Origin of the sequence: Bacillus sp. FSL K6-3458, from assembly GCF_038005045.1 — a bacterium.
In the GTDB taxonomy this organism is placed as follows: Bacteria; Bacillota; Bacilli; order Bacillales; family Bacillaceae; genus Bacillus; species Bacillus altitudinis.
The window spans coordinates 2,812,466-2,835,305 of the sequence record NZ_JBBOSI010000001.1; the positions used below are offsets into that span (position 1 = coordinate 2,812,466).

Genomic DNA, 22,840 nt, shown 5'->3' on the forward strand with positions numbered 1-22,840 from the left:
CTTAAAGGGTGATTTTTACGCCCAAGGCTTATCCGTCCCAAGTGCATCAGCCAAAGCTTTACTATGCTTTCGGCGGCTTTTTCTTTCCTCTGCCCGCTGCTTCGCTGTTTGATGAAGCATGATTTCTTCCTCTGTTTCCGGCATGACTTGTGGAACTCGTTTTGGCTTCCCGTTTTCATCAAGCGAGACAAAGGTAAGAAATGAAGTTGCTGCGAGTCTGCGCTCTCCAGACATCAAGTTTTCCTTAATGACTTTGACGAATACTTCCATAGAAGATGTGCCGACCCATGTTACATAAGATTCTAAGCAGACGGACTCTTTCTGTCCAATCGGCTCTAAAAAATCAACTGAATCCATTGATGCGGTGACTGTTTCACTACGGCTGTGTCTTGCTGCCGAGATGGAAGCAATGTCATCTATATAACTCATTAATTTCCCGCCAAATAACGTTTGGTGGTTATTCGTATCGAGGGGGAATACCCTGCTGGTTTTCACAACTTTCGATTCCTTGCAGTATTTGAAATTTTCTTCACTCATCGTCATAGCTCCTTCTTGCTGTTTTCGTTGATGCGGAACGACTTTTATTAAACACTATTCTATTAGGTTTGTCTAAACTTTTTGCTTTAGTCTCTCATGAGAGATTTTCTTTCGGAAATGTTTCAACATTTACTAGAAGGAGGAATAATATAACTATCGATAAACAAGGAGGCCCTTTGATGGATTCTATGAAATCAGAGAAAGTGTATAAAACGCCGCAATGTATGAGTGAATATGATGATTTACAAGAAGTCCTCTTATGCAGTCCAATTTATATGGAAATTAAACAGATCATCAATGAAACCCAAAAGCATTTTGCAAGAGAAAATATTTCTCAAATCAAAGCCCTCACGCAGCATAAGCAATTCATCCAAACGCTGAAAGACCATCATGTCCGGCCTGTCCTTCTTCCTGCAAATGAACGTTTCCCTGAACAAGTCTTCACTCGGGATATTGGATTTACAATTGGACAGATTTTATTTGTTTCAAACATGGCAGCCCCTGTCAGACAAGGAGAAGAACATTCCTTAAAAGAATGGGCACAGACAAAAGGATGGACAACCATCACGCTGGATGATGGAACGATTGAAGGCGGCGATGTGCTTGTAGACCAAACCCGGGTATTTGTGGGGATCAGCAAAAGAACAAATCTAGCCGCCATCCAGCAGCTCAAAAAAGAACTGCCGAATCACGACATCATTCCTATTCATCTTCCTTCTCACATTTTGCATCTTGATTGTGTGATGAATATTCTTTCTCATCATGAGATCTTGATTTACCCTGAAGCTTTTACGGAAAAGGATCTTCATATGCTCAAAAAGCATTATGATCTCATTGAAATAAGTGAGCAAGAGCAGTTCACACTTGGACCAAATGTGTTGTCCATTGGACAGAAAAAAGTCATCAGCTTACCAATCAACCAAGAAACAAATGCTGCATTAACAGCCCGCGGCTACACCGTCATTGAAGTAGATTTTTCAGAAATCATTAAATCCGGCGGCTCTTTTAGATGCTGTACATTACCTATTAGGCGTTCATAAAAGCCAAAAAGCCAGCTTGTCTACTCGCTGGCTTTTTAAATGCTTACCTTCTTCCCTCTATCTATTTCCTATCATATAAATGACAAGCCACTTCATGTCCTTCTTCGACTGCTTGTAATACTGGCTTTTTGTCCGCACATACATCCATTGCAGCAGGACATCTTGTCCGAAATACGCAGCCGCTTGGCGGATTCACTGGACTTGGAATTTCTCCCTTTAAAATAAACCGCTTGCGTTTATCTTCCACATCAGGATCTGGAATCGGGATAGCAGACAGCAATGCTTGTGTATATGGATGAAGCGGTGTTTTATATAAAGCATCACTGCTAGTCATCTCCACGAGATGTCCTAAGTACATGACACCGATTCGATCGCTAATATATTTAACCATCGATAAATCATGAGCAATAAATAAAAACGTCAATCCCTCTTCTTTTTGCAGTTTTTTCAGCAAATTCACGACTTGAGCTTGAACGGATACATCTAGTGCAGAAATCGGCTCATCTGCCACGATAAACTTTGGTGATAAGGCTAGTGCTCTAGCAATCCCTATTCTTTGCCTCTGACCTCCGCTGAATTCGTGAGGATAGCGTGTAGCAAAATCATGACTTAGCCCCACCGCTTCAAGCAGTTCCTTCACACGTTCGAGTCTTTTCTTTTGACTGCCATACAATTGGTGGATCTCCATCGGCTCTAGCATAATATCTTTTACAGAGAGCCTAGGATTTAAAGAAGAATACGGATCTTGAAATACCATTTGAATTTGTCTATTGAAATCAAATGATTCTCGGTTCGATAAGTGATGGAGACTTTTCCCTTCATACAAAGCTTCACCTTCTGTCGGGTCATAAAGCCGCATGAGCACTTTTCCAAGTGTAGATTTACCGCAGCCTGACTCACCAACAAGACCAAAGGTTTCGCCTTGTTTCAGCTGAAAGGTGACACCATCTAATGCTTTTAACGTTCTTCCTTTCGATAGATGAAAATGCTTTTTTAAGTTGTTGACTTGCAGAAGTGGTTCACTTCCCATCACATCTCCCCCTCTCAGCTTTCAAATACCGCCTTGTTCCTGCCCATTCCTGTTCATATGAAGTACCAGAAAGAGAAAGGAGTTCAATCTGTCTGCCCGTTTTAGGCGAGTGAAGCATCATGCCATCTCCAGCATACATCCCTACATGGCGAACTGCTCCCTTCCCATTGTCATTGGCAAAAAACATGAGATCACCTGGCGCCAAATGGTTTGATGCGACTGGAGTTCCTTGAACTGCTTGGTCACTTGCGTCTCTCGGTAATAAACATCCACACGCTTTGTACATGCTGTAAACAAAACCCGAACAGTCGTAGCCATAGCTACTCATGCCGCCCCACAAATATGACAGTCCAATAAATTGTTTTCCTATGGCTAAGGCATCCTTACCGCTCATAGAAGAAGGTGATGAAGCACGGCGCACATCTTCTTTTTTGATTTCTCTTCTTCCTACTGGAGTTAGAACATCAAAGGAATCGCTCGTTTCTTCAACAGGTGCTAGTTCTGTTAAAAAACTAACCTCCATATCCGGTGTTCCGTTTTGATATAAAACCGCTTTTTTCTGACAAACAATCAAGGGACTAGCAGGTGGTTCACTCTCTGATACTTCATTTAATTGCTCTACAGGGATATAACCTGGATAGCCTTGCGGGTGTTTCCGGCTTGCCTGCTGCGGGATGACAACTTTCATCCAGCCATCTGTTTCCTCCAGCCCAATGACTCGTTCGCCAAGCAGTACTTGGGTTTGAATAAGATTTTCTTCACATAAGGCCAATTTCTGTTCATATGTTTGCTCATCAATCCATTCTTTGATCTGGACGGAACTTTGAAGAACGTGTCGATCTATTTCTCTCGGCGACTGCGGTGCTGTCCATATATTTGCGACTGGAACCTTTGATTCATATAACATCATAAGACCCCTTTCACTCTTTGAATGCCTAACCCATGATGCGGCGGAAAGAGAATATCTTTTCCTTGATAGATAATTCCTCCGTCTATTAAGTCCTCTTTGAGCATAAGCGGCGCATCAAAATCGTAACGGGTAATATTCGGTTGGCTTGCAGCAAGATGAGCGGCTGCGGTAATCCCTAGTTTTGATTCGATCATACTGCCAACCATGCACTTGACGCCGTATGCTTCTGCTAAACTATTGATTTTCAGCGCTTTTTTGATACCGCCTGTTTTCATTAATTTTAAGTTGATGAGATCACAGCTTCTCGTTTCTAACACCTTGATGGCATCATGGAGGCTAAAAATACTTTCATCTGCCATAATCAATGTGTCTGTTGCTTCCGTCACCCGGCGCAGACCCTCGATGTCTTCTTTAGGCACTGGCTGCTCGACTAGTTCAATATCGAGTGCCTCCATTTTTCGAATGGCGACAATCGCTTCCTTCCATGTCCAGCCTTGGTTGGCGTCAAGCCTGATTTGAATATCCGGCCCGACTTTTTCTCGAATCCGTTTGATCCGCTGAATATCCGTATTTATATCATCTTTTCCCACTTTGATCTTTAAGGTACGAAAGCCTTCAGCTGCATATTGCTTCGCATCCTCTGCCATTTCTAGCGGACGGTTGACACTAACCGTGTAATCTGTTTCCAGCTGATCACGATAACCACCAAGATATTGATAAAGCGGCAGGCCAGCCTGCTTCGCTAAACCATCGTAAATCGCCATATCTATTGCAGCCTTTGCACTCGTGTTTCCTACAAGTACACGGTCGATCGCTGAAAAGATTTGTTCATATTGTGACAATGAGGCCCCAATCAAGAGCGGCCTCATCACAGCGCAAATAGCATAGTCGATACTTTCCAGTGTTTCACCTGTAATGACCGATGTCGGCACTGCCTCTCCATAGCTGACATCACCTTGATCATAGGTGATAATCACAATAAGAGATGCGGCGTCATACACCGTTCTTAATGCTGTTTTGAAAGGCTTCTTTAGCGGTACACTCGTTCTGCATGTGCGAACATCTACGATTTTCATTTGATCGCCTCTTTCGCTGCAACACCTGGGGAAATATGCAGTTTTTTCCCTGTAGCATCTAATGTAGCCTGCACGCCGATTGGAATGGCGAAGTTTGGAGAGGAATGACCGATCCGAAAGCCGCCAAGTGCAGGTTTCTGTTGCGGGACAATATACGTCTCCCATAACTGATCGAGCGTTAACGACTGCTCTTTCTTTTTCGGCTCACATTGATGAAAATCACCAATGATAAATCCCGCCGCATCATGTAATTTTCCTGCAGAGGCTAAGTGCTGCATCATTCGATCGATTTTATATGGTTCTTCGTCTATATCTTCTATCAATAAAAGCTTCCCCTTTGTATCAATTTCAAAAGGTGTACCAAGTGTCGTGACAATAAGGGCAAGATTTCCTCCGGTGATTTCGCCTGAAGCCGTGCCATGATAAAAAGTGTGAAGAGGTGACAGGTGGTTCGTATACGAAAAGGCTTTCGGAGTGAATAGCTGTAAAAAGGTATCCTTTGTATACGGATGAACCTCTTCAAGTCCCACATCAGAGGAGAGCATTGGACCATGAAAGGTCACAAGACCCGTCTGCTGCTGAATGGCTGTATGTAAAAACGTAATATCACTGTATCCCCAAAAGATTTTTGGGTTCCGGCGAATCAAGTCATAATCAATGGCTTCTGCAATTCTTCCTGTTCCGTATCCTCCGCAAGCACAAATCACTGCCTTCACATCTGGATCTTGAAACATGTGATGAATATCTTCCACTCGTTCATGATCATGAGCTGCTAAATAACCATACCGGGAGTTGATATACTTCCCCTTTTTCACCTTTAGCCCTAAGCTTTCTAAAAAAGAAATACCTCTTGCTAATTTCAGCTCATCAGGCGGGCTTGCTGGTGCAATGATTCCCACTGTATCTCCTGTTTGAAGTGCCGCTGGCAGATGGTTCATGCCAATCCCCTCTTTCTCTTCGTTTCTTTCAATCTATGGGCATCTTCTTCATAACATGAACAAATAAAGGAACAGACGCTTTTTTCAAAGCGTCCCGTTCTCTCAGTTTTTCATTTACTCTCCATCTACCTGTGCCCATTTCAAATCAATGTAACCAACAGGATGACGGACAATGCCCTTTACGCCTTCTTTTTGTAAATAGACTTGGTTATAAAAATGAATGGGAATGATCGGTGCTTCTTCCATCAGAAGTGCCTCGGCATCATGCAGCATACGATTTCTCTTTTGTTCATCTGCTTCTTGACTCGCCTTTTTGATCAGCTGATCATACGTATCATTTGACCAACCTGTCCGGTTCATCGCATTTCCTGTTTGGAAGCTCTCTAAGAAATTGATTGGGTCTGCATAGTCAGCTAGAAATGAACTTTGCGAGAATTGGAATTTGAGTGCCTTTTGATCTTCTGCAAACACATTTGCTTCCATGTTGGCAAGCTTCACATCTACCCCTAGCGCTTCTTTTAATTGCTGCTGAATGGCTTCTGCTTTTTTCTTATTTTCAGGCTTTGTACTATATGTTAATGTGACGGGCGGTAGCTTTGAATAGTTCTCTTCCTTCAACCCTTTTTCTAATAGTTTTACAGCTTCACTCGTATCATGTTTGACAAGGTCGCCGCCAGCTTCTCTGAAATCTTCACCCTTTGAATCTAAAATTCCTGGTGAAACAAAGGCACGTGCTGGCTTCTCTTCATTTTTCGTCACATACTCTACAATATCCTGAGGATTGATCGCCATTTGAAAGGCTTTGCGAATGTTCTTATTTTGAAAAGGCTCCATGTTGACATTTAGACGATAAAAAAACAGCCCTGCTTGATCCTCAATTTGCACATCTTTGCTTTTTAACAAGTCTTCACTTTGTTCTGCCGGAACGAAGGCCGTATCTAAATCTCCTGATTGATACATTTGATAATCTGTGTTTCGATCACTGATCATGAGCCATTTCACTTGGTCTAGCTTGACCGTTTGTTTGTCCCAATACGTGTCACTTTTTTCCATTGTAAAGCTTTCATCATGCTTCCACTCTGTCAGTTTAAACGGTCCATTGCCGACAAAGGTTTTCGCATCCTTGGCCCAGTTTGGGTCCTTTTCCGCTACCTTCTCATTCACTGGGAAAAAGGCAGGGTTTGCCGTCATATTTAAGAAAGATTTCTGCGGGTATGCTAGCTTGACCTCTAGCGTTTGATCATTAACAGCCTTGACTTTTACATCTTCTTTCTTCCCTTTTCCGCTGTTAAACGCTTCGCCCCCTTCAATCATATAAGCTAAGAATGCCGCAGAAGAGCCCGTCTTTGGATCTAGCAGCCGCTTCCACGCATATTCAAAGTCACTTGCTTTGACTGGATCACCATTTGACCACTTTATCCCGTCCCTTAAATGGAACGTGTACGTTTTTCCATCCTTTGAAATGTCCCATTTTTCCGCCATGGCAGCAGATGGTTCGTGCTTCTCATTCAGTCTCGTTAATCCTTCCATTAAGTTATTGAGCCCTTGCCAGGACACATTATTAAAACCAATGGGTGGATCAAATGATGTCGGTTCGTTTTCGTTATTTAATGTTAAAACTTTCTCTTCCCCCTTGCTTGAAGATCCTTTACCTGCTTGCTCATTGGCTGTACATCCTGCAAGCAGCATCACTGCGATAAAGCACATACTGAGAATCCAACCTGTTTTTCTCATGAAAAACTCCCCCTTTGTGTTGAAGATAAAACCGTTTGCTTCGCTCGTTCATCTTGAAGCCAGCAATGTACTGCATGTGTAGGTGAACGCTGCGTTTCATGCGGCATAATATGATCACACACTTTCATCGCAGACGGACATCGATCGGTATATGGACAACCTTTTGGCGGAGCAAATAAATCTGGCGGGCTTCCTTCAATAGGAATGAGTTCATCTTTCATATCCAGCCTTGGAACGGATTGCAGCAGCCCTTTTGTATAGGGATGCTGTGGACTGTAAAAGATATCTCGCCTTGTCCCAACTTCAACGATTTTCCCCCCGTACATGACAGCCACTCGATCAGCGACTTGTGCTACAACCCCTAAGTCATGTGTGATTAAAATAATTGTCACGCCTGTTTTTTTCTGAATCTCTTTAAATAGTTCTAAAATCTGCGCCTGTATGGTGACATCTAGTGCAGTTGTCGGTTCATCTGCAATCAGCACCTTCGGCTCACAAATAAGAGCCATTGCAATCATGAGCCGCTGCCTCATGCCACCGCTGAATTGATGCGGATATTGCTTCAGCCTCTCTTTCGGCTGCGGTATCCCCACCAAATCAAGCATACGAAGCGCCTCTTCTTTCACTTCTTTTTTTGTCAGCTTCTGATGCACTTTTGCAGCCTCCATCAGCTGATCTCCAATTGTCAGCGTCGGGTTGAGTGCTGTCATAGGATCTTGAAAAATCATGGAGATATCGACACCACGTATGCTTCGCATGTCTTTTTCAGATAATGACAGCAAGTTGCGATCACGAAACCAAATTTCCCCTTGATCGACTTGTGCGCTGTATGCAGGGAGAAGCCGCATGATACTTTGAGACGTCACGCTTTTTCCGCAGCCTGATTCTCCGACAATGGCGAGGGTTTCTTTTTCATACACATCCACATTCACCCCGCGTACCGCTTGAACAGAACCGCCATATGTCCGAAAGCTAACATGCAGATCGATGATCCGAAGCATTTTTTTCATCACGCCATCACCTCTTCATCTTCGGATCAAGCGCATCTTGCAAGCCATCACCTAAATTATTAAAGCAAAACATCGTCAGCGAAATAAAAAATGCCGGAAAGAATAAACGCCACCAGTGACCATTATCTGATAGCACTGTCGGCAAGGCATCATTGGCCATCACACCCCAGCTTGCAAACGGCGCTTGAATCCCTAAACCAAGAAAACTTAAGAACGCTTCAGCAAAAATCGCTGTCGGTACAGTTAGCGTCATCTGCACAATAATCGGTCCCATCGTATTCGGCAGTAAATTTCTGCGGATGATGCGCAAACTTTTTGCGCCAAAGGTTTTCGAGGCAAGGACATATTCTTGGCTTTTCAGCTGAAGGACTTGACCTCTCACAATTCTTGCCATCCCGATCCATCCTGTAACAGTGAGCGCCACAATAATAGTGACAAGCCCAGGCCCCATCAGGACCATCAATAAAATGACGACGAGTAAATACGGCAGACCGTAAAGCACCTCGACAATCCGCATCATGACATGGTCATACTTCCCGCCTTTATAGCCTGCAATACCGCCATAGATGACACCGATTGCAAAATCAATGAGAGCGGCCATCACGCCCACAAATAACGAAATGCGTGCGCCGTACCAAGTACGTGTAAACACATCACGTCCAAGTTCATCTGTTCCAAACCAGTGAGCAGCTGAAGGTGGCAAGTTTTGCATGGAAAGCCGCTGTTCTGTCACACTATTCGGTGCCAGGAGTGGGCCTAATACAGCCATGACGAAAAGAAAAATCAGCACCGATAAACTAAACATAGCGAGTTTATTTTGTTTTAACCGTCGCCAAGTATCTGCCCAATACGAAAGTGAGGGTCTTTTAATGGCATGGACTTCAGATGTCTTTTGTTCTTTAGGAGCAAACCATTCATCTGGCACTTCATGCGCTTGATTCGTTTGATCATGCTGAAGATGTATACTCATGCCTTTCCTCCTTTCTGATGCAGCTGGATCCTTGGATCAAGCAGACGATATGTCACATCTACAATGAAAAGAAGGGTAATTAAGATGATGCTGTAAAAAACAGTGGTTCCCATGATGACAGGATAGTCACGATTATTAATACTCTCAACAAAGTATTTTCCCATTCCAGGGATCGCAAATATTTTTTCAATCACAAAACTGCCTGTTAAAATACTTGCGACAAGTGTGCCAAGGATCGTGACAACAGGTAAAAGTGCATTCCGCAGGGCATGTTTAAACACAATTTTATAAGGGGAAAGCCCTTTCGCTTTTGCAGTTCGAATATAGTCCTGCGACAGCACTTCAATCATGCTCGATCTCGTTAACCGGGCAATGATCGCCATTGGACCTACCGCCAGTGCAATGGTAGGAAGCACCATATGCATTGGACTTGTCCACATCGCTGTAGGAAAGAGCTTTACATTCACAGCAAGCTGCTGAATTAATAAGGTAGCAAAGATAAAGTTTGGTATGGATATACCGAAAACAGCAATCGTCATGGCGATATAATCAATCAAGCCATTATGCCGGAGGGCAGCCATGATTCCGAGCAAGATGCCGGAGATGACAGCAATCAAAATAGAGATAAGACCAAGTTCTAATGAGACTGGAAAACCTCTCGCCAATAAATCATTGACACTTTCAGAAGGCTTTTTAATGGAAGGACCAAAATCAAAAGTAACGATGGATTTTAAATAGATCATATATTGAACATAGAGTGGTTCGTCTAAGTGATAGTAGCTTTCGAGGTTTCGCTGGACAGTTTCGTTTGTATTTCGTTCTTCATTGAAGGGCGATCCTGGGATGACCTTCATTAAAATAAACGTTAACGTCGTAATCGTTAAAATCGTGGCAATCATCGCAATCAAACGCTTGAGCAAAAAGCTGGTCATCTGCCGTCTCCCCCTCGCTTAACAAAATGTTGTACGTGCGGCAAGCTCTGTCATGACAAGCATCGCTTGGTAGGCTTCTAATATATTCTCTGCTTGGTACGTCACCGTTGTTGTCCCTTCGATGATGGCCGTACCTGGCATTAAATTCGCCCATTCGGCTTGTCCATAATTGGCAAACTCGATTTTCAGCACTGGCTGCTCAGGAGGCGTGAGCGGCTTCATTTGATGAATTTGTTTCATGGCAGCTTCCACTTGCTGCGAGATGAGGGTGCTTACTTTCGCTGGTGTTAAGCATTTCACAGCAGATCTTGAAATGGTTTCTTTCACCGCCACTGTTTTCACGCCAGGCATTAACTTTTCGGCTTCAAGTGCCGCTTGATCGTCTCCGCATACAAGAATGACTGGAACACCATAATAGCCTGCGACATACGCATTAAAGCCCATTTCACCAACTGGATGATCATTTATGTAAAAATGTCTGACACCAAAAATCATACTGTGAGACATCACACCTTTCATTGATGCCCTCGCATGGTAGCCTAAAAAAACAGCGGCATCATACGTTTGATCTAATCCTTGAACCATTGAATAAGGCTTTACATCGCCCGATATGAGAGATGCTTCCTCATGCAAATCTTCAATCAACAGATTATTCATTTTAGAATGGCTATCATTCACTAAAATCTCGGTCGCCCCATGTGTAAGAAGAGCTTCTACACAGGCGTTCACTTCACCTGTCATGAATTTTCTCCCGCGCTCATAATTGTGCTGGCGGCTATCAACAAATGTATGATCAGCTAGACCAGTAATTCCCTCCATATCGACTGATACATAGAGCTTCATCCCCATCCCCCTTTAATTAAACTTAAAATTTGTGTATATTTTTCTAAATTTTCTAAAAAATTATATGAGAACTTGATTGATTTTTCAATACAATGTCTGAAAATAAGGAAATTAGACTCAGGTAATACAGGTCAAAAGCATTGATGATAAAGGATTTATTTGACAGAAAAAACACCACTAGCTATGTCTTTAGTGGTGTTTGTCTGCTTCATCGATTTGCGATTTTAGCTGCGCATATTTTTTCATCGTTTGTGTAAACAAGTCATCGAACATTTGCGGTGCCTGCTGCTGGATGACTGCAGCGCCTTCTCCTGTAATCCCGCCTTTTGTTGCGACCCTGTTCACCGTTTCAGCAAATGTCAGTCCGCGTTCAACAAGAACTTGTCCTGTACCGAGCAGCGCATATGTTAAAAATTCATAGGCTTCGTCTAAAGAAAGCTCACTATTCCGAACAGCGGATCTCGCCATTTCTTCAAAGATTGCTGCAATAAAGCCCGGAGAAGAGCTTGTCAAATTACTCGCCGCATCAAACCGGTCCTCTTCCACTTCCCTGACGATACTAAAAGCTGAAAGCAGGCGGTGGAGTCGTTCTTGTGCCTCCTGCCCAGCGGTTTCACCATGCGCCACAAGGGATACACCTGTCCCTACAGCTGATGTCAAAGTGGGAATGTATCTAGACACCGGCTGATTCGTATGTTGCATTAATTTGTCTAACGTGACAGCCGCTGCCACTGATACGATATGAAGAGATGTCTTTGCGGGGCTCAGCTGATCTAAGACATCAAGTACAGCAAGCGGTGGTACACAAACAAACACGACATCACATGATGCAGAGATGTCATCTAAAGAGCAAATGTTGACATGCTGGTTCTTCTCTTTCAGCTGTTGCAGCCGCTCCGTTTCACTTCTTGTATGGATCATAAATTGACTGGCATGAAGTACTCCTTTGTCCAGCCATTTTTGTACCATCATATCTGCCATGCTTCCATATCCAATGATTCCAATAGTCTCCACAGTTTAATCTCCTCTATTTTGCTTAGATTCACTACTTATTTTAACAATTTCCCACAATGTTTTCATTTTTATCCCACACTTTTTTCTTACGATAAAGTCAGTATCCACCACATACGGTCAATCACCTTACACACATACATGTAAAAATCGATGAAAGAGAGTGATCTTGATGACACATCACAAAGATGAAAAACACACTTCTTATGAATTACAAACCATTGAACAGCCGAAACAAAAGCAGAAGAAGCCAAGTGGCTGGCTGAAGCCATTTGTCAGCGGGATTGTAGGAGGTACGTTAGCGTTAGGTGTTTACGTTCTAACTCCATATGCTCAGCATTCAGAAAATAGTTCAACTGATTCGTCAACGAAAACAGCCGCTGTATCGACAAATGATACAAGTACAAATTCGTCAAAAACAACAGCGTCACAAACATCGAATTCGACCAGCAGTATTTCCAGTATGGTCGAAAACGTATCACCAGCCATCGTCGGCATTACAAACTATCAAACACAAAGTCAAACAACCACAGATTTTGGCGATATGAACACACCTTTTGATGGATCACAGCAAAATCAAAACAGCAGCAGTCAAGAACAAGAAAGCGGTACCGGATCAGGGGTTATTTTCAAAAAATCCGGCAGTAAAGCCTATGTATTAACAAACAACCATGTGATTGAAGGAGCAAATAAATTAACAGTCTCCTTGCATAATGGCAAGACGGTAGCAGGAAAAGTGGTCGGTTCTGACCCGCTGACCGATCTTGCTGTTGTGGAAATTAGCAGCAGCGGCGTTACAAAAGTCGCTGAACTCGGAGACTCCTCATCCCTTCGTGCGGGAGAAACCGTCATCGCAATCGGAAACCCTCTTGGTGAAGATTTATCAAGAACAGTGACACAAGGAATTGTCAGCGGTGTCGATCGAACAGTTTCTATGGATACATCAGCTGGCGAAAGCAGTATTAATGTCATTCAAACAGATGCCGCCATTAACCCCGGTAACAGCGGCGGACCGCTTTTAACAACAGACGGAAAGGTTGTGGGGATCACCAGTATGAAAATTTCTGAAACAGGTGTGGAAGGTATCGGATTTGCGCTCCCAATCAATGATGTCAAACCAATTGCAGAACAGCTTCTCACAAAAGGAAAAATCGAACGACCTTATATCGGTATCAGCATGCTGGATCTCGAACAAGTACCAGATGCTTATCAGAAGGAAAAGCTTGGACTGACAAGCAGTCAGCTGGATAAAGGCGTGTACGTAAAAGAAATCGCTGCTGGCTCACCTGCTGCAAAAGCTGGATTAAAGGCAGAGGATGTTATCACCGCCATCAATGGCAAAAAAGTGACAACCGGCAGTGAATTACGCCACGAGCTTTACACGAATGCTAAAGTAGGAGATACCATCAGCATCACACTCGTTCGTAATGGAAAAGAAGAAACAAAACAAGTGACATTAACACAATCTGAATCAAAGCAAGTCAGTTCTTAACGAAAAAAGCAGCTCATAAAAATTGAGCTGCTTTTTTCATGTTCACTTGATTGGGACCAATCTTTGTTCAATTTCTGCTCGTTTGTGCTCTAAAAATGGTGGAAGTGCTAATTGATCACCAAGTTCATCCACGCTTTCATCCACTGTAAATCCAGGACCGTCTGTTGAGATTTCAAACAAAATACCGTTTGGCTCTCTAAAATATAGGGCTTTAAAATAAAAACGTTCTACAACACCAGAGTTGGTGAAACCGGCTTTGGCTATTTTATCATGCCATTTTTCAAGCTCTTCTGCGTCCGCTACACGAAAGGCTACGTGATGAACACTCCCTCTACCAGATCGCTCAACAGGTCCTTGTGCTTTTTCGATGACATGAATCTCTGTTCCAGCTCCGCCTTGTCCTGATTCAAAAATCGTCACGATTTCCCCATCATTTGATTGTTCACGTGCTTTTTCTGTGAAACCAAGGATGCTCGTTAACACACTGATCGTTTTATCTGCTTCTGCGACTGTTAATTCTACTGGTCCCAAACCTCTGATCGCAAAATCAGCAGGAATCTCATCATGCACTGGCGGCTTCGCTCCATCTTGCACGCTTGGTTCTACAGTCAAAAACAGCTGCTGTCCTTCTGGATCTGTAAATTTCAAGGCAGGTCTGCCGCCTCTTAAAGAAGCTGTTTCTTTCTTTACACCTTTTTCTTCAAAGCGCTTTTCCCAAAAGGTGATTGCCTCTTCTGAAGTGACAATCAACCCTGTGCGTGAGATCGCATTTGTTCCGTCCAGCCGGCGGGCGAGCATCGGTATTTCAAAAAACGTCAGCTCTGTACCAGGTGAGGCGACCTCATCTCCATAAAATAGATGATACATCGATGGATCATCTTGATTGACTGTTTTTTTCACCAGTTTTAAGCCAAGGATTTGGCGGTAGAAATCAACGTTTTTCTGAGCATTTGCTGTTAGTGCTGATACGTGGTGAATCCCATTTATTTTCATTGTGTTCACTCCTATTATAAAATATCTCGAATTCAAGATAATTTCCTTATGAATAAAATAGGTCATTTTAGAAGAAAAGTCAACCATTCGGCTTCATCTTTATTGGATGTTCGGTTTCCGCCCATTAAATTAACATTACATCAAAAATATTCTTATATTGTTCGCTTTTAAGATAACATTCATCCTAATATCTCCAATAAACGAACACTTTTAAATACAAATACGAAAATCAGAAAATTTTTTTAATTCTTGTTTTCCTAAAATCGTATTACAATGAACAAAATACATGTCACAGTAACGTACGAAAGTGATGCAGGAGGTCGTGTGTAATGAACAAAGAACAACCAGCGTTAAAACAAGACATCGGCTTATTTTTTGCCCTATCTCTTGTCATCGGAACAATTATTGGATCTGGCGTTTTTATGAAGCCTGGCAACGTCCTTTCTTATTCAGGAAGCTCAGGCATCGCCTTATTCGCATGGCTGTTAGGCGGGATCTTAACCCTTGCAGGCGGACTCACAGTCGCTGAAATTGGTACACAAATCCCACGTACTGGCGGTTTATATGCCTATCTTGAAGAAATATACGGTGAATTTTGGGGCTACTTATGTGGCTGGGTGCAAATTATTATTTACGGGCCAGCGATTATTGGTGCTCTTGGTCTTTATTTTGGTTCATTATTAGCTAATTTATTTTCTCTTTCTTCTTTATGGGCTTCAACCATTGGCATTATCACCGTTCTTTTTTTATGTGTGATCAACATCATGGGAACGAAATACGGTGGTTTTGTCCAAGGACTGACCACGATCGGAAAGCTTGTTCCAATTGCAGCAATTATTGTGTTTGGCTTATGGAAAGGAAATGAACATATTTTCACAGCCGTCAATGAGAGTATCGCACAAATGAACTTCGGTGCAGCAATTTTGGCAACATTATTCGCCTATGATGGCTGGATTTTGCTTGCAGCGCTTGGCGGTGAAATGAAAAATCCAGAGAAACTGCTTCCTCGTGCGATGGCAGGCGGTATTTTAATTGTCACAGCATGTTATCTCTTTATTAACATCGCCCTTTTGCATGTGTTACCAGCTGATCAAATCGTTCAACTAGGTGAAAATGCAACAAGCACAGCTGCTACAATGCTCTTTGGTCCAATTGGCGGTAAAATTATTAGTATCGGAATCATCATTAGTATCTTTGGCTGTTTGAATGGAAAGGTTCTTTCGTTCCCGCGTGTCATTTTTGCGATGGCAGAACGAAAACAAATTCCGTTTGCCAAAGCCATTTCACGCATTCATCCTACTTTTCAAACACCTTGGATCGCTGTATTTGTACAGATTTTGATTGCCATTGTGTTTATGATCGTCAGTAATCCCGAGAAGCTGTCAGAGGTTTCGATTTTCATGATTTACATCTTTTATGTGATGGCCTTTTTCGCTGTCTTTAAGTTAAGAAAACAAAACAAGGGAATGAAGCGCGCTTATAGCGTACCACTTTACCCGCTCACACCGATCATTGCGATTATCGGCTCTTTCTTTGTCTTAATCAGCACCATGATCACCGATTGGCAAAGCTGCCTGATCTCCATGCTGATCGGCATTGCCGGACTGCCGATTTATTACTACATGAAAAAAACACAAAATAAAGCAGAGCGCTAAGACAGCCTCTGCTTTATTTTTTATATTGCTTAATGACCTTATAAGATTCGTTTAAATATCTCATCAGCCGGTATGGCTTACTTAAAACCCGGATGGGGAGTCTTGAAATAAATCCATTCAGATTCGCCTTATACTCCTGCGTCATCCGCTTCGGCTTTGTGGCAATTTTTTCATATACTTCTTTGTAAAATTCCTTCATGATGTCGACTTGCACACTGATCTTCTGATGACACTCTGTACACTCAACGCTTTTCATCTGATCATTCACATAAACGATGCTGTGGAGGGTCTCTTCTTGGCACCGAGTACAGTGTAGGTTTGCTTCCATTTCGGTTTGCTTCAAGATACACAGCTCCTTTCTCGTTTGATGTTGCTCTTTTTATACAATACGATGGCTGTCAGCTGTTTATTGGACAGATGCTTCCTTTAAAATAGCTGCCGCAGTCAATTCATCGGTGACGAGCACCTGAATAAAGCCACCGTTTAAGGCTCCTAAAATACTTTCAGCCTTATGGGTTCCTTCCACAACTGCGATGACTTTTTTCACGCTCTTTAATTGTTCTAACGATAATCCAATCACCTTTTGGTTCAGCTCATCTTGGACTGGTTTCCCTTCCCCGTCAAAGAAACGAAAACCAATATCACCAACAGCTCCTGATTGCCTTAAACCAGACAAATCCTCTTCTTTTAAATAACCGACTGTTTTCAATGTAGAGCCTTTATGCGGATTCCCAATACCGATCAGGGCAATATCAACATTTCTGCCTTCTTCAAGCACAGCTTCTATGTCCTGCATCGCCATCAGCCGCTCTTTTAATTCTTCTGTTTCTAAAATCGCAGGTGCATATAAATAGGAGCACGTACCATTCATCTTCTTTGCCAGCTCATATGCCAGCTGATTCGCGTGAATGTCGACCGCCTGCCTGCCCATTCCGCCCTCTAAAGGAATGACTTTGACATCGTTTCTTCGCTCAAATGGATATTCCTTCACTAGCTCGGCAAGTGTGGTTCCCCATGAAATACCGATTTTCTCAGCGCCTTTCATGTTTTTAGAAAGATAATAGGCGCCCGCTTGACCAACTGCCCGTTTGACCATCTCAGACATTGTCCCGACACTTGGGACAACGACAGCATCCGTTAATTGAAAGGTCGTTTCCAGCTGCTTTTCAAGTTCCACTGTATGAATACTTTCGTCTTTAATGTACACTTCAACGATTCCCACATCTTTTGCTTTTTGTAAGAGCTTTGAAATGACTGGTCTTGAGACATTGAGTTTTTTTGCAATCTCCTGCTGCGTCCACCCGTCTGTATAATAAAGATGAGCAACCTTGACGAGCTGTCGTCTTTCTTCCCAATTCAGCATGTGACATCATCCTTTTAATATACTATGATTACCAGTATACCAAACATTCGTTTCTAATTGGAACAATTGTTATGAAAATAAAAAAAGAGCGATTAACTCTCCGCTCTTTTTCCCTCGCTATATTTAGGCTGATACGTTCTCCCGCCATCTAATAAGAGTATCTGTCCGTGCAAATAGCTTCCCTCGTCACTTGCGAGAAATAAAGTGACTCCAGCAATATCTTCTGGTTTTCCTAATCTCCCGATAGGAATAAGTGATCGAAGCTGACTTTTCTCAAGCTCAGTCGGATAGAGCGTATCAAGCATCTGAGATTCAATGACGCGCGGTGCAATGACATTGATGCGGACATGATGGGAACCCAATTCCTTTACAAGCGAACGCATGAGACCAAATGCCCCGGCTTTTGACGCGTAATACTGGATGCCGCCGCCAGAGCCTGTTATCGCAGATCCTGATCCAATAATGACGACGCTGCCTTCTTTCCGCTCACATAGATAGGGTGCTAATGCTTTAATGCAGTAGAAAAGACCATATAGATTCACAGCCAGTGTCTTTTTCCAAAGTGAAAAATCAACCTCTAAAAAAGAAAGGGATTTCGTCATTCCTGCTGAATAGACAAGATGCCCAATGCCACCCAACTCCCTTTCAGCTGCTGACGCCATTTGCTGAACACTTTCCCACGATGAAACGTCAGCTTGGAACGTCAGCAGCTGAGGATGCTGTTGTTTTAAAAGCGAAAGTCCCTGTTTATCTATATCTGACACAGCTACACGATGCCCTTCTTTTAAAAAACGCTGAGCAATTTCTTTGCCGATTCCTTGGGCGCCACCTACGATGAGAACTGGTTTTTGTTGATTAGCCAGCGCTCTCACCCCCATCAAGCATAATTGCTGCTCCATCTGTAAATGCACCGTACGACGTACTTAAGAAAACCGTCATATGAGCCACCGTCTCCTTGATTTGCTCTTTGTCAGGAAGCAAATGGAGAGGCGGCGGAAGTAGTGCCAATACTCGGATGCCTTTGTCTTTAAATTCGCGCGCTAATCCTTTTGTCATGGCATTCAACATACTATTTGATGTAGCATGTGAGATCCCGCCATCACCTGTTATGCTGCCTGATGAGGAAATATTAATGATGCAGCCCTGCTTCTGATCCACCATATGCCACACAGCGGCTTGACTGGAAAGAAAGACTGTATTTACGGATCTTTCCACTTCATCGACCCATATCTCAGGACTTACGTCATTAATCCCCCCATCTGCTTTTTGCTCGGCTTGATTGACTAAAATATCAAGCTTGCCGCATGTATCGATGACTTGTCTTAGCATAAGCGTAGCATCACGCGGTGTCTCAAGCGGATTGATGACAACAGTCGATTGGCCGCCTAATTTTTCAATGTCTTCGCTTATCGACTTTGCTTTTGATTCATCACGAAAAGCGTGTATGAAAACATGTGCACCTGCCTGGGCCAAAGCTAGGCAGATGGCTTCTCCAAATCCATCTGTGCTATCTGTCACAAGTGCCACTTTCTGATGAAGCTGGACGTGCACACGGATCTCCTCCCTATCCCTTATTTGGCATTTATTTTCTCAGCTTACTTACAATATCAAGAGCTGCTTCATAAAAGCCTTCTGAGATGGTTGGATGCGGGTGAATCATTTTGGCCATCTCTTCCGCTGTTCCTTCTAAATACATAAATGAGGAAGCCTCTGATATCATCTCCGTTACATGCGGACCAACCATTGTAGCGCCAATGACTTCACCATATACGGTATCGTACACGAGTTTAATAAAACCGGTTTGAACACCTGCTGCCAACGCTTTCCCGCTTGCAGCTAAATCAAATCGCTCTGCCCGCACGTTCAGCCCTTTCGCTTTCGCCTCTTTCTCAGTCAGTCCAACACTCGCTACCTCTGGCAATGTATAAATACATCTAGGAACGATGTCGTGATTCATTCTTTCAGGTTCGCCGCATATATTGCTGACCGCAACGGCTGCCTCTGCCATCGCCGCATGAGCGAGCTGATAGCCACCGGCTACATCTCCAATTGCATATACACCTGCAACACTTGTCTTCATCTCGTCGTTTACTTTAATAAAAGGACCATCCAGCTGAAGATCAAGCTGACTGACAGCAGAGACATTTGGTCTTCTTCCGACGCAAACTAGCAGTCTTTCAGCCGTAAAGATGTGCGTCTCTCCTTTATCGTCTGTCGCATGAATCGCTTTGACTCCTTCGCTTTCTGTTACCTCTGTCACCGTCGTTTTCTTTGCGATATGGATGCCTTTTTTCTTCAATTCTTTTTCTAGTAATTTCGCCGCTTCTTCATCTTCCTGCGGAATAATCGACGGAGCGGCTTCTATAATGGTGACTTTTGATTGGAGACTCTGGAAGATGCATGCCAGCTCAAGACCAATTACACCCCCGCCAATAATGACGACAGATGCAGGAATATCTGGGATGTCAAAGATCGTATCACTTGTGTCAAATTGAATCTCTTTGAGCCCTGGAATAGGCGGAATAGCAGGTGATGAGCCAGTGGCAATGATCAGCTCTTTTGTTTCAATCGTTTCTGATCCATCTTGTTTTTCAATGTCAATACGATTTTTTGTCACAGCTGTGCCTCTGCCGTTATATACATCAATCTTTCCTTGCTTTAATAAAAAGGCGATTCCGCCCCTGAGTTTTTCGATGACATCATCTTTACGTTTTCTCATTTTATCGAAGGAAAGAACCACCTCACCTGTTTCGATTCCCCAGCTTTTTGCTTTCTCAATGGATTCAATGACTTCTGCATGTTTGAGCAGTGTCTTTGAAGGGATACAGCCTCGATTTAAACAAGTCCCCCCTAGAAAATCCTCTTCAATCAATGCAACTTTGTGTCCACGTTCAGCGGCTTGAAGGGCGGCAGTGTATCCGCCAGGCCCTCCGCCAATGACTGTCAGATCATACGTTTTTGTCATCCGATTCATCTCCTACATTAGCAATTCAAATGGTTGTTCAAGCACTTTTTTAAGGTCTGTTAAAAAGGCTGCTGCTGGTGCACCATCTACCACTCGATGATCAAATGATAAACTGACGCCCATCATTGGCCGCACCTGAATTTCTCCATCGATCACTACAGGTTTTTCTTGAATGCGTCCAACGCCTAAAATCGCCACTTCCGGCTGATTAATAATTGGGGTAAACGTGTCAATGGCATACATCCCTAAGTTACTAATGGTAAATGTAGACCCCTTCAACTGGTCTGGCAGTAGCTTTTGATCGCGTGCATTTCGACCAATTTCTTTTGCTTCTTTTGTGAGCTGTTTCAGCCCTTTTTGATTTGCATGAGAGATGACCGGAACCATTAAGCCGTCTTTCACAGCAACCGCAAGACCAATGTGCACATCCTCATGGAAATGGAGCTCATTTTGTTCAAACGTCATATTGATTTGCGGATGGCGCGTGAGGACACTGCTGACCGCATGGATGATGATTTCTGTAAACGACAATCTGTAGCCTGTCTCTTTTTCAATCGCTGGGAGCAGCTGTTTGCGCACTTCTTTTGCTTTTGTCATATCAATTTCACTTGTTAATGTGACGTGCGGCGCTGTAAAGGCACTTTGTGACATGCGATCTGCGATCACTTTTCTCATCCCGGCTAGTTTTTGTGTTCTCACTGGAGCAGCCTCTGCCTTTTGTGCGCCTGCTGCTGTCACATCACTCTTCATGATTTTGCCGTGAGCGCCAGAACCAGCAACATTCGCTAAGTCGATCCCTTCACGAGCAGCCACTTTTCCTGCAAGTGGTGATACGCGCTGGCCTTCCTCGTTCGTGTGAAGGGCCGCTTCGACATCCCGTTTTTGAATTCTGCCTTTTGGTCCTGTACCAGATACTTCGTGAATGGCTACTTGGTGATCTTTTGCCGTTTTTCTCGCTGCAGGAGTTGCGCGTACTTTCTCACCCACCGCTGGTTCAACTTCAGTCGAAACAGATGGTTCAGATGGTGATGACGTTCCGCTGTCTTCAGAAGATGCTTCATCTGACTGCGCTGGCGGCTCGCTCGGTACCTGCTCATTAGCCTCTCCGATATATCCAATGACAGCATTAACTGGAATCTGATCATCTGCTTCGTAATATTTCTTTAGAAAAACGCCATCATCATAGGCTTCAACCTCGATATTGATTTTGTCTGTCATAATCTCAAATAGAGGCTCACCGATTTCAACCGAATCTCCTTCTTCTTTAAACCATTGAAGCAAGGTACCGATCTCCATCGTACTGCTTAGCTTCGGCATAAATATCTCTTTTGGCATGATCTTCTCCCCTTTACTTAAGAGCGCACGAGCTCTTTTGCTGCTTCAATAATATCTGGCACTTGTGGAATGACTGCTTTTTCCAGCGTTGGGTTGTACGGTATTGGGACGGCAAGACCGCCAAGTCGTTTAATAGGTGCATCTAAATAGTCGAAGGCTTCACTTTCCGCTATCATACTGGCAATCTCTCCGCCGTAGCCGCCTCGTTTCACTGCCTCATGCACAACGATACATTTGCCTGTTTTTTTCACAGATTCAATAATGGTTTCTTCATCTAATGGGACGAGCGTTCTCGGATCAATGATCTCGACATCGATTCCTTCCGCTTCTAGTTCCTTCGCTGCTTCGAGCGCTTTGTGCACCATAATGGCTGTTGCAACAATTGTGACGTCCTTTCCGCTTCTCTTCACATCCGCTTTCCCTAAAGGAATCGAATACTGCTCTTCTGGTACTTCACCAATTGTTTTATATAAAAGCTTGTGTTCATAGAAAATGACAGGGTTGTCATCATCCATTGCTGCTTTTAAAAGTCCTTTTGCATCATAAGCTGTTGAAGGCTGAACCACCTTTAGTCCAGGAATATGAGCCATCCACGCTTCTAAGCTTTGGGAGTGCTGCGCTGCGGCACCTGTCCCGGAACCTGCTGGTGTTCTGACAACAAGCGGCACTTTCCCTTTTCCGCCAAACATGTAACGTGTTTTCGCTGCTTGGTTTACAAGCTGATCCATTGCAATTGTAATAAAGTCAGAGAATTGTAGTTCTAAAATCGGACGCATCCCTGTCAAAGCCGCTCCGACTGCCCCCCCTGCGATGGCAGCCTCTGAAATCGGCGTATTGCGGACGCGTTCTGGACCGAATTCCTCGATCATCCCGCGCGTGACACCAAATGCGCCACCGTATACGCCGATATCTTCACCTAAAATGAAGACATCTTGATTTTTTCTCATTTCCTGACTCATTGCTTCTCGAACGGCTTCTAAATATGAAATCTCTCTCACTGTCGTGT

General features: G+C 43.4%; 22 protein-coding genes. 3 read left to right on the forward strand and 19 right to left on the reverse strand.

Translation table 11 applies throughout. The features are described 5' to 3' along the window. Positions 1 to 15: 15 nt before the first annotated feature. Positions 16 to 537: an acyl-CoA thioesterase gene (locus MHH23_RS14860; protein WP_008346212.1), complete on the reverse strand. Its 522-nt coding sequence runs from the start codon at positions 535 to 537 to the stop codon at positions 16 to 18. A 179-nt stretch (positions 538 to 716) separates the two neighbouring features. On the opposite strand from MHH23_RS14860, the gene MHH23_RS14865 reads away from it, so the two are divergent. Beyond that, a complete protein-coding gene (locus tag MHH23_RS14865) occupies positions 717 to 1,577 on the forward strand; it encodes a dimethylarginine dimethylaminohydrolase family protein (protein ID WP_340959736.1) in 861 nt (286 codons plus the stop codon). Between the two features lie 61 nt (positions 1,578 to 1,638). Here MHH23_RS14865 and MHH23_RS14870 read toward each other — a convergent pair whose 3' ends face one another. The 10 genes from MHH23_RS14870 to proG form a co-directional block, all read right to left on the reverse strand. Further along, positions 1,639 to 2,607 carry an ABC transporter ATP-binding protein gene (locus MHH23_RS14870; protein WP_008346217.1) on the reverse strand — a complete coding sequence of 323 codons (969 nt, stop codon included), beginning with the start codon at positions 2,605 to 2,607 and terminating at the stop codon, positions 1,639 to 1,641. Further along, entirely contained in the window at positions 2,597 to 3,514 is a 918-nt protein-coding gene (locus MHH23_RS14875) for a C40 family peptidase (protein ID WP_024719615.1), read from the reverse strand. The genes MHH23_RS14870 and MHH23_RS14875 overlap by 11 nt, the downstream gene beginning before the upstream one ends. Then, entirely contained in the window at positions 3,514 to 4,593 is a 1,080-nt protein-coding gene (locus MHH23_RS14880) for a dipeptide epimerase (protein ID WP_340959737.1), read from the reverse strand. Before MHH23_RS14880 ends, MHH23_RS14875 begins: the two co-directional genes overlap by 1 nt. Next, on the reverse strand, positions 4,590 to 5,531 hold the full coding sequence (locus MHH23_RS14885) for a S66 peptidase family protein (RefSeq protein ID WP_340959739.1): 942 nt from the start codon (positions 5,529 to 5,531) through the stop codon (positions 4,590 to 4,592). Before MHH23_RS14885 ends, MHH23_RS14880 begins: the two co-directional genes overlap by 4 nt. Before the next feature lie 114 nt (positions 5,532 to 5,645). Beyond that, a complete protein-coding gene (locus tag MHH23_RS14890) occupies positions 5,646 to 7,265 on the reverse strand; it encodes a peptide ABC transporter substrate-binding protein (protein WP_035700454.1) in 1,620 nt (539 codons plus the stop codon). After that, on the reverse strand, positions 7,262 to 8,275 hold the full coding sequence (locus MHH23_RS14895) for an ABC transporter ATP-binding protein (protein ID WP_007498841.1): 1,014 nt from the start codon (positions 8,273 to 8,275) through the stop codon (positions 7,262 to 7,264). Before MHH23_RS14895 ends, MHH23_RS14890 begins: the two co-directional genes overlap by 4 nt. A gap of 7 nt (positions 8,276 to 8,282) precedes the next feature. Beyond that, a complete protein-coding gene (locus MHH23_RS14900) occupies positions 8,283 to 9,245 on the reverse strand; it encodes an ABC transporter permease (protein WP_024719611.1) in 963 nt (320 codons plus the stop codon). Further along, entirely contained in the window at positions 9,242 to 10,177 is a 936-nt protein-coding gene (locus tag MHH23_RS14905) for an ABC transporter permease (RefSeq protein WP_048001639.1), read from the reverse strand. The genes MHH23_RS14900 and MHH23_RS14905 overlap by 4 nt, the downstream gene beginning before the upstream one ends. Positions 10,178 to 10,195: 18 nt before the next feature. Next, positions 10,196 to 11,020 (reverse strand): M55 family metallopeptidase, encoded by an 825-nt coding sequence (locus MHH23_RS14910; protein WP_268431445.1) that lies wholly within the window; start codon positions 11,018 to 11,020, stop codon positions 10,196 to 10,198. Between the two features lie 189 nt (positions 11,021 to 11,209). Continuing rightward, a complete protein-coding gene (gene proG, locus MHH23_RS14915; RefSeq protein WP_268431442.1) occupies positions 11,210 to 12,034 on the reverse strand; it encodes a pyrroline-5-carboxylate reductase ProG in 825 nt (274 codons plus the stop codon). A 169-nt stretch (positions 12,035 to 12,203) separates the two neighbouring features. Between proG and MHH23_RS14920 the strand changes: the two genes are divergently transcribed. Continuing rightward, the gene (locus tag MHH23_RS14920) at positions 12,204 to 13,523 is read left to right on the forward strand and encodes a S1C family serine protease (protein ID WP_268431441.1); all 1,320 of its coding nucleotides are present in this window, start codon (positions 12,204 to 12,206) and stop codon (positions 13,521 to 13,523) included. 42 nt (positions 13,524 to 13,565) lie between these two features. Here the strand turns inward: MHH23_RS14920 and MHH23_RS14925 are convergent, their stop codons facing one another. Then, on the reverse strand, positions 13,566 to 14,516 hold the full coding sequence (locus MHH23_RS14925) for a ring-cleaving dioxygenase (protein ID WP_072367660.1): 951 nt from the start codon (positions 14,514 to 14,516) through the stop codon (positions 13,566 to 13,568). A gap of 329 nt (positions 14,517 to 14,845) precedes the next feature. Here MHH23_RS14925 and MHH23_RS14930 point away from each other — a divergent pair, with 329 nt between their 5' ends. Then, complete coding sequence (locus MHH23_RS14930; protein ID WP_144678892.1) at positions 14,846 to 16,171, forward strand: APC family permease; 1,326 nt, start codon at positions 14,846 to 14,848, stop codon at positions 16,169 to 16,171. A gap of 13 nt (positions 16,172 to 16,184) precedes the next feature. On the opposite strand, the gene MHH23_RS14935 is transcribed toward MHH23_RS14930, so the two are convergent. The 7 genes from MHH23_RS14935 to MHH23_RS14965 all read right to left on the reverse strand — a co-directional run bounded on the left by MHH23_RS14935 (position 16,185) and on the right by MHH23_RS14965 (position 22,832). Next, entirely contained in the window at positions 16,185 to 16,514 is a 330-nt protein-coding gene (locus MHH23_RS14935) for a hypothetical protein (protein WP_024719605.1), read from the reverse strand. Between the two features lie 63 nt (positions 16,515 to 16,577). Beyond that, positions 16,578 to 17,534: a sugar-binding transcriptional regulator gene (locus tag MHH23_RS14940; protein ID WP_007498849.1), complete on the reverse strand. Its 957-nt coding sequence runs from the start codon at positions 17,532 to 17,534 to the stop codon at positions 16,578 to 16,580. A gap of 92 nt (positions 17,535 to 17,626) precedes the next feature. Beyond that, positions 17,627 to 18,412, reverse strand: a complete 786-nt coding sequence (locus MHH23_RS14945) for an SDR family NAD(P)-dependent oxidoreductase (protein ID WP_326116653.1) — start codon at positions 18,410 to 18,412, stop codon at positions 17,627 to 17,629. Further along, a complete protein-coding gene (locus tag MHH23_RS14950; protein WP_268431435.1) occupies positions 18,390 to 19,085 on the reverse strand; it encodes an SDR family NAD(P)-dependent oxidoreductase in 696 nt (231 codons plus the stop codon). The genes MHH23_RS14945 and MHH23_RS14950 overlap by 23 nt, the downstream gene beginning before the upstream one ends. A gap of 31 nt (positions 19,086 to 19,116) precedes the next feature. Beyond that, entirely contained in the window at positions 19,117 to 20,499 is a 1,383-nt protein-coding gene (gene lpdA / locus MHH23_RS14955) for a dihydrolipoyl dehydrogenase (RefSeq protein ID WP_268431433.1), read from the reverse strand. A gap of 12 nt (positions 20,500 to 20,511) precedes the next feature. Continuing rightward, positions 20,512 to 21,834, reverse strand: a complete 1,323-nt coding sequence (locus MHH23_RS14960) for a dihydrolipoamide acetyltransferase family protein (RefSeq protein ID WP_178897143.1) — start codon at positions 21,832 to 21,834, stop codon at positions 20,512 to 20,514. Between the two features lie 17 nt (positions 21,835 to 21,851). Continuing rightward, positions 21,852 to 22,832 carry an alpha-ketoacid dehydrogenase subunit beta gene (locus tag MHH23_RS14965; protein WP_026050078.1) on the reverse strand — a complete coding sequence of 327 codons (981 nt, stop codon included), beginning with the start codon at positions 22,830 to 22,832 and terminating at the stop codon, positions 21,852 to 21,854. Between the last annotated feature and the right edge of the window lie 8 nt (positions 22,833 to 22,840).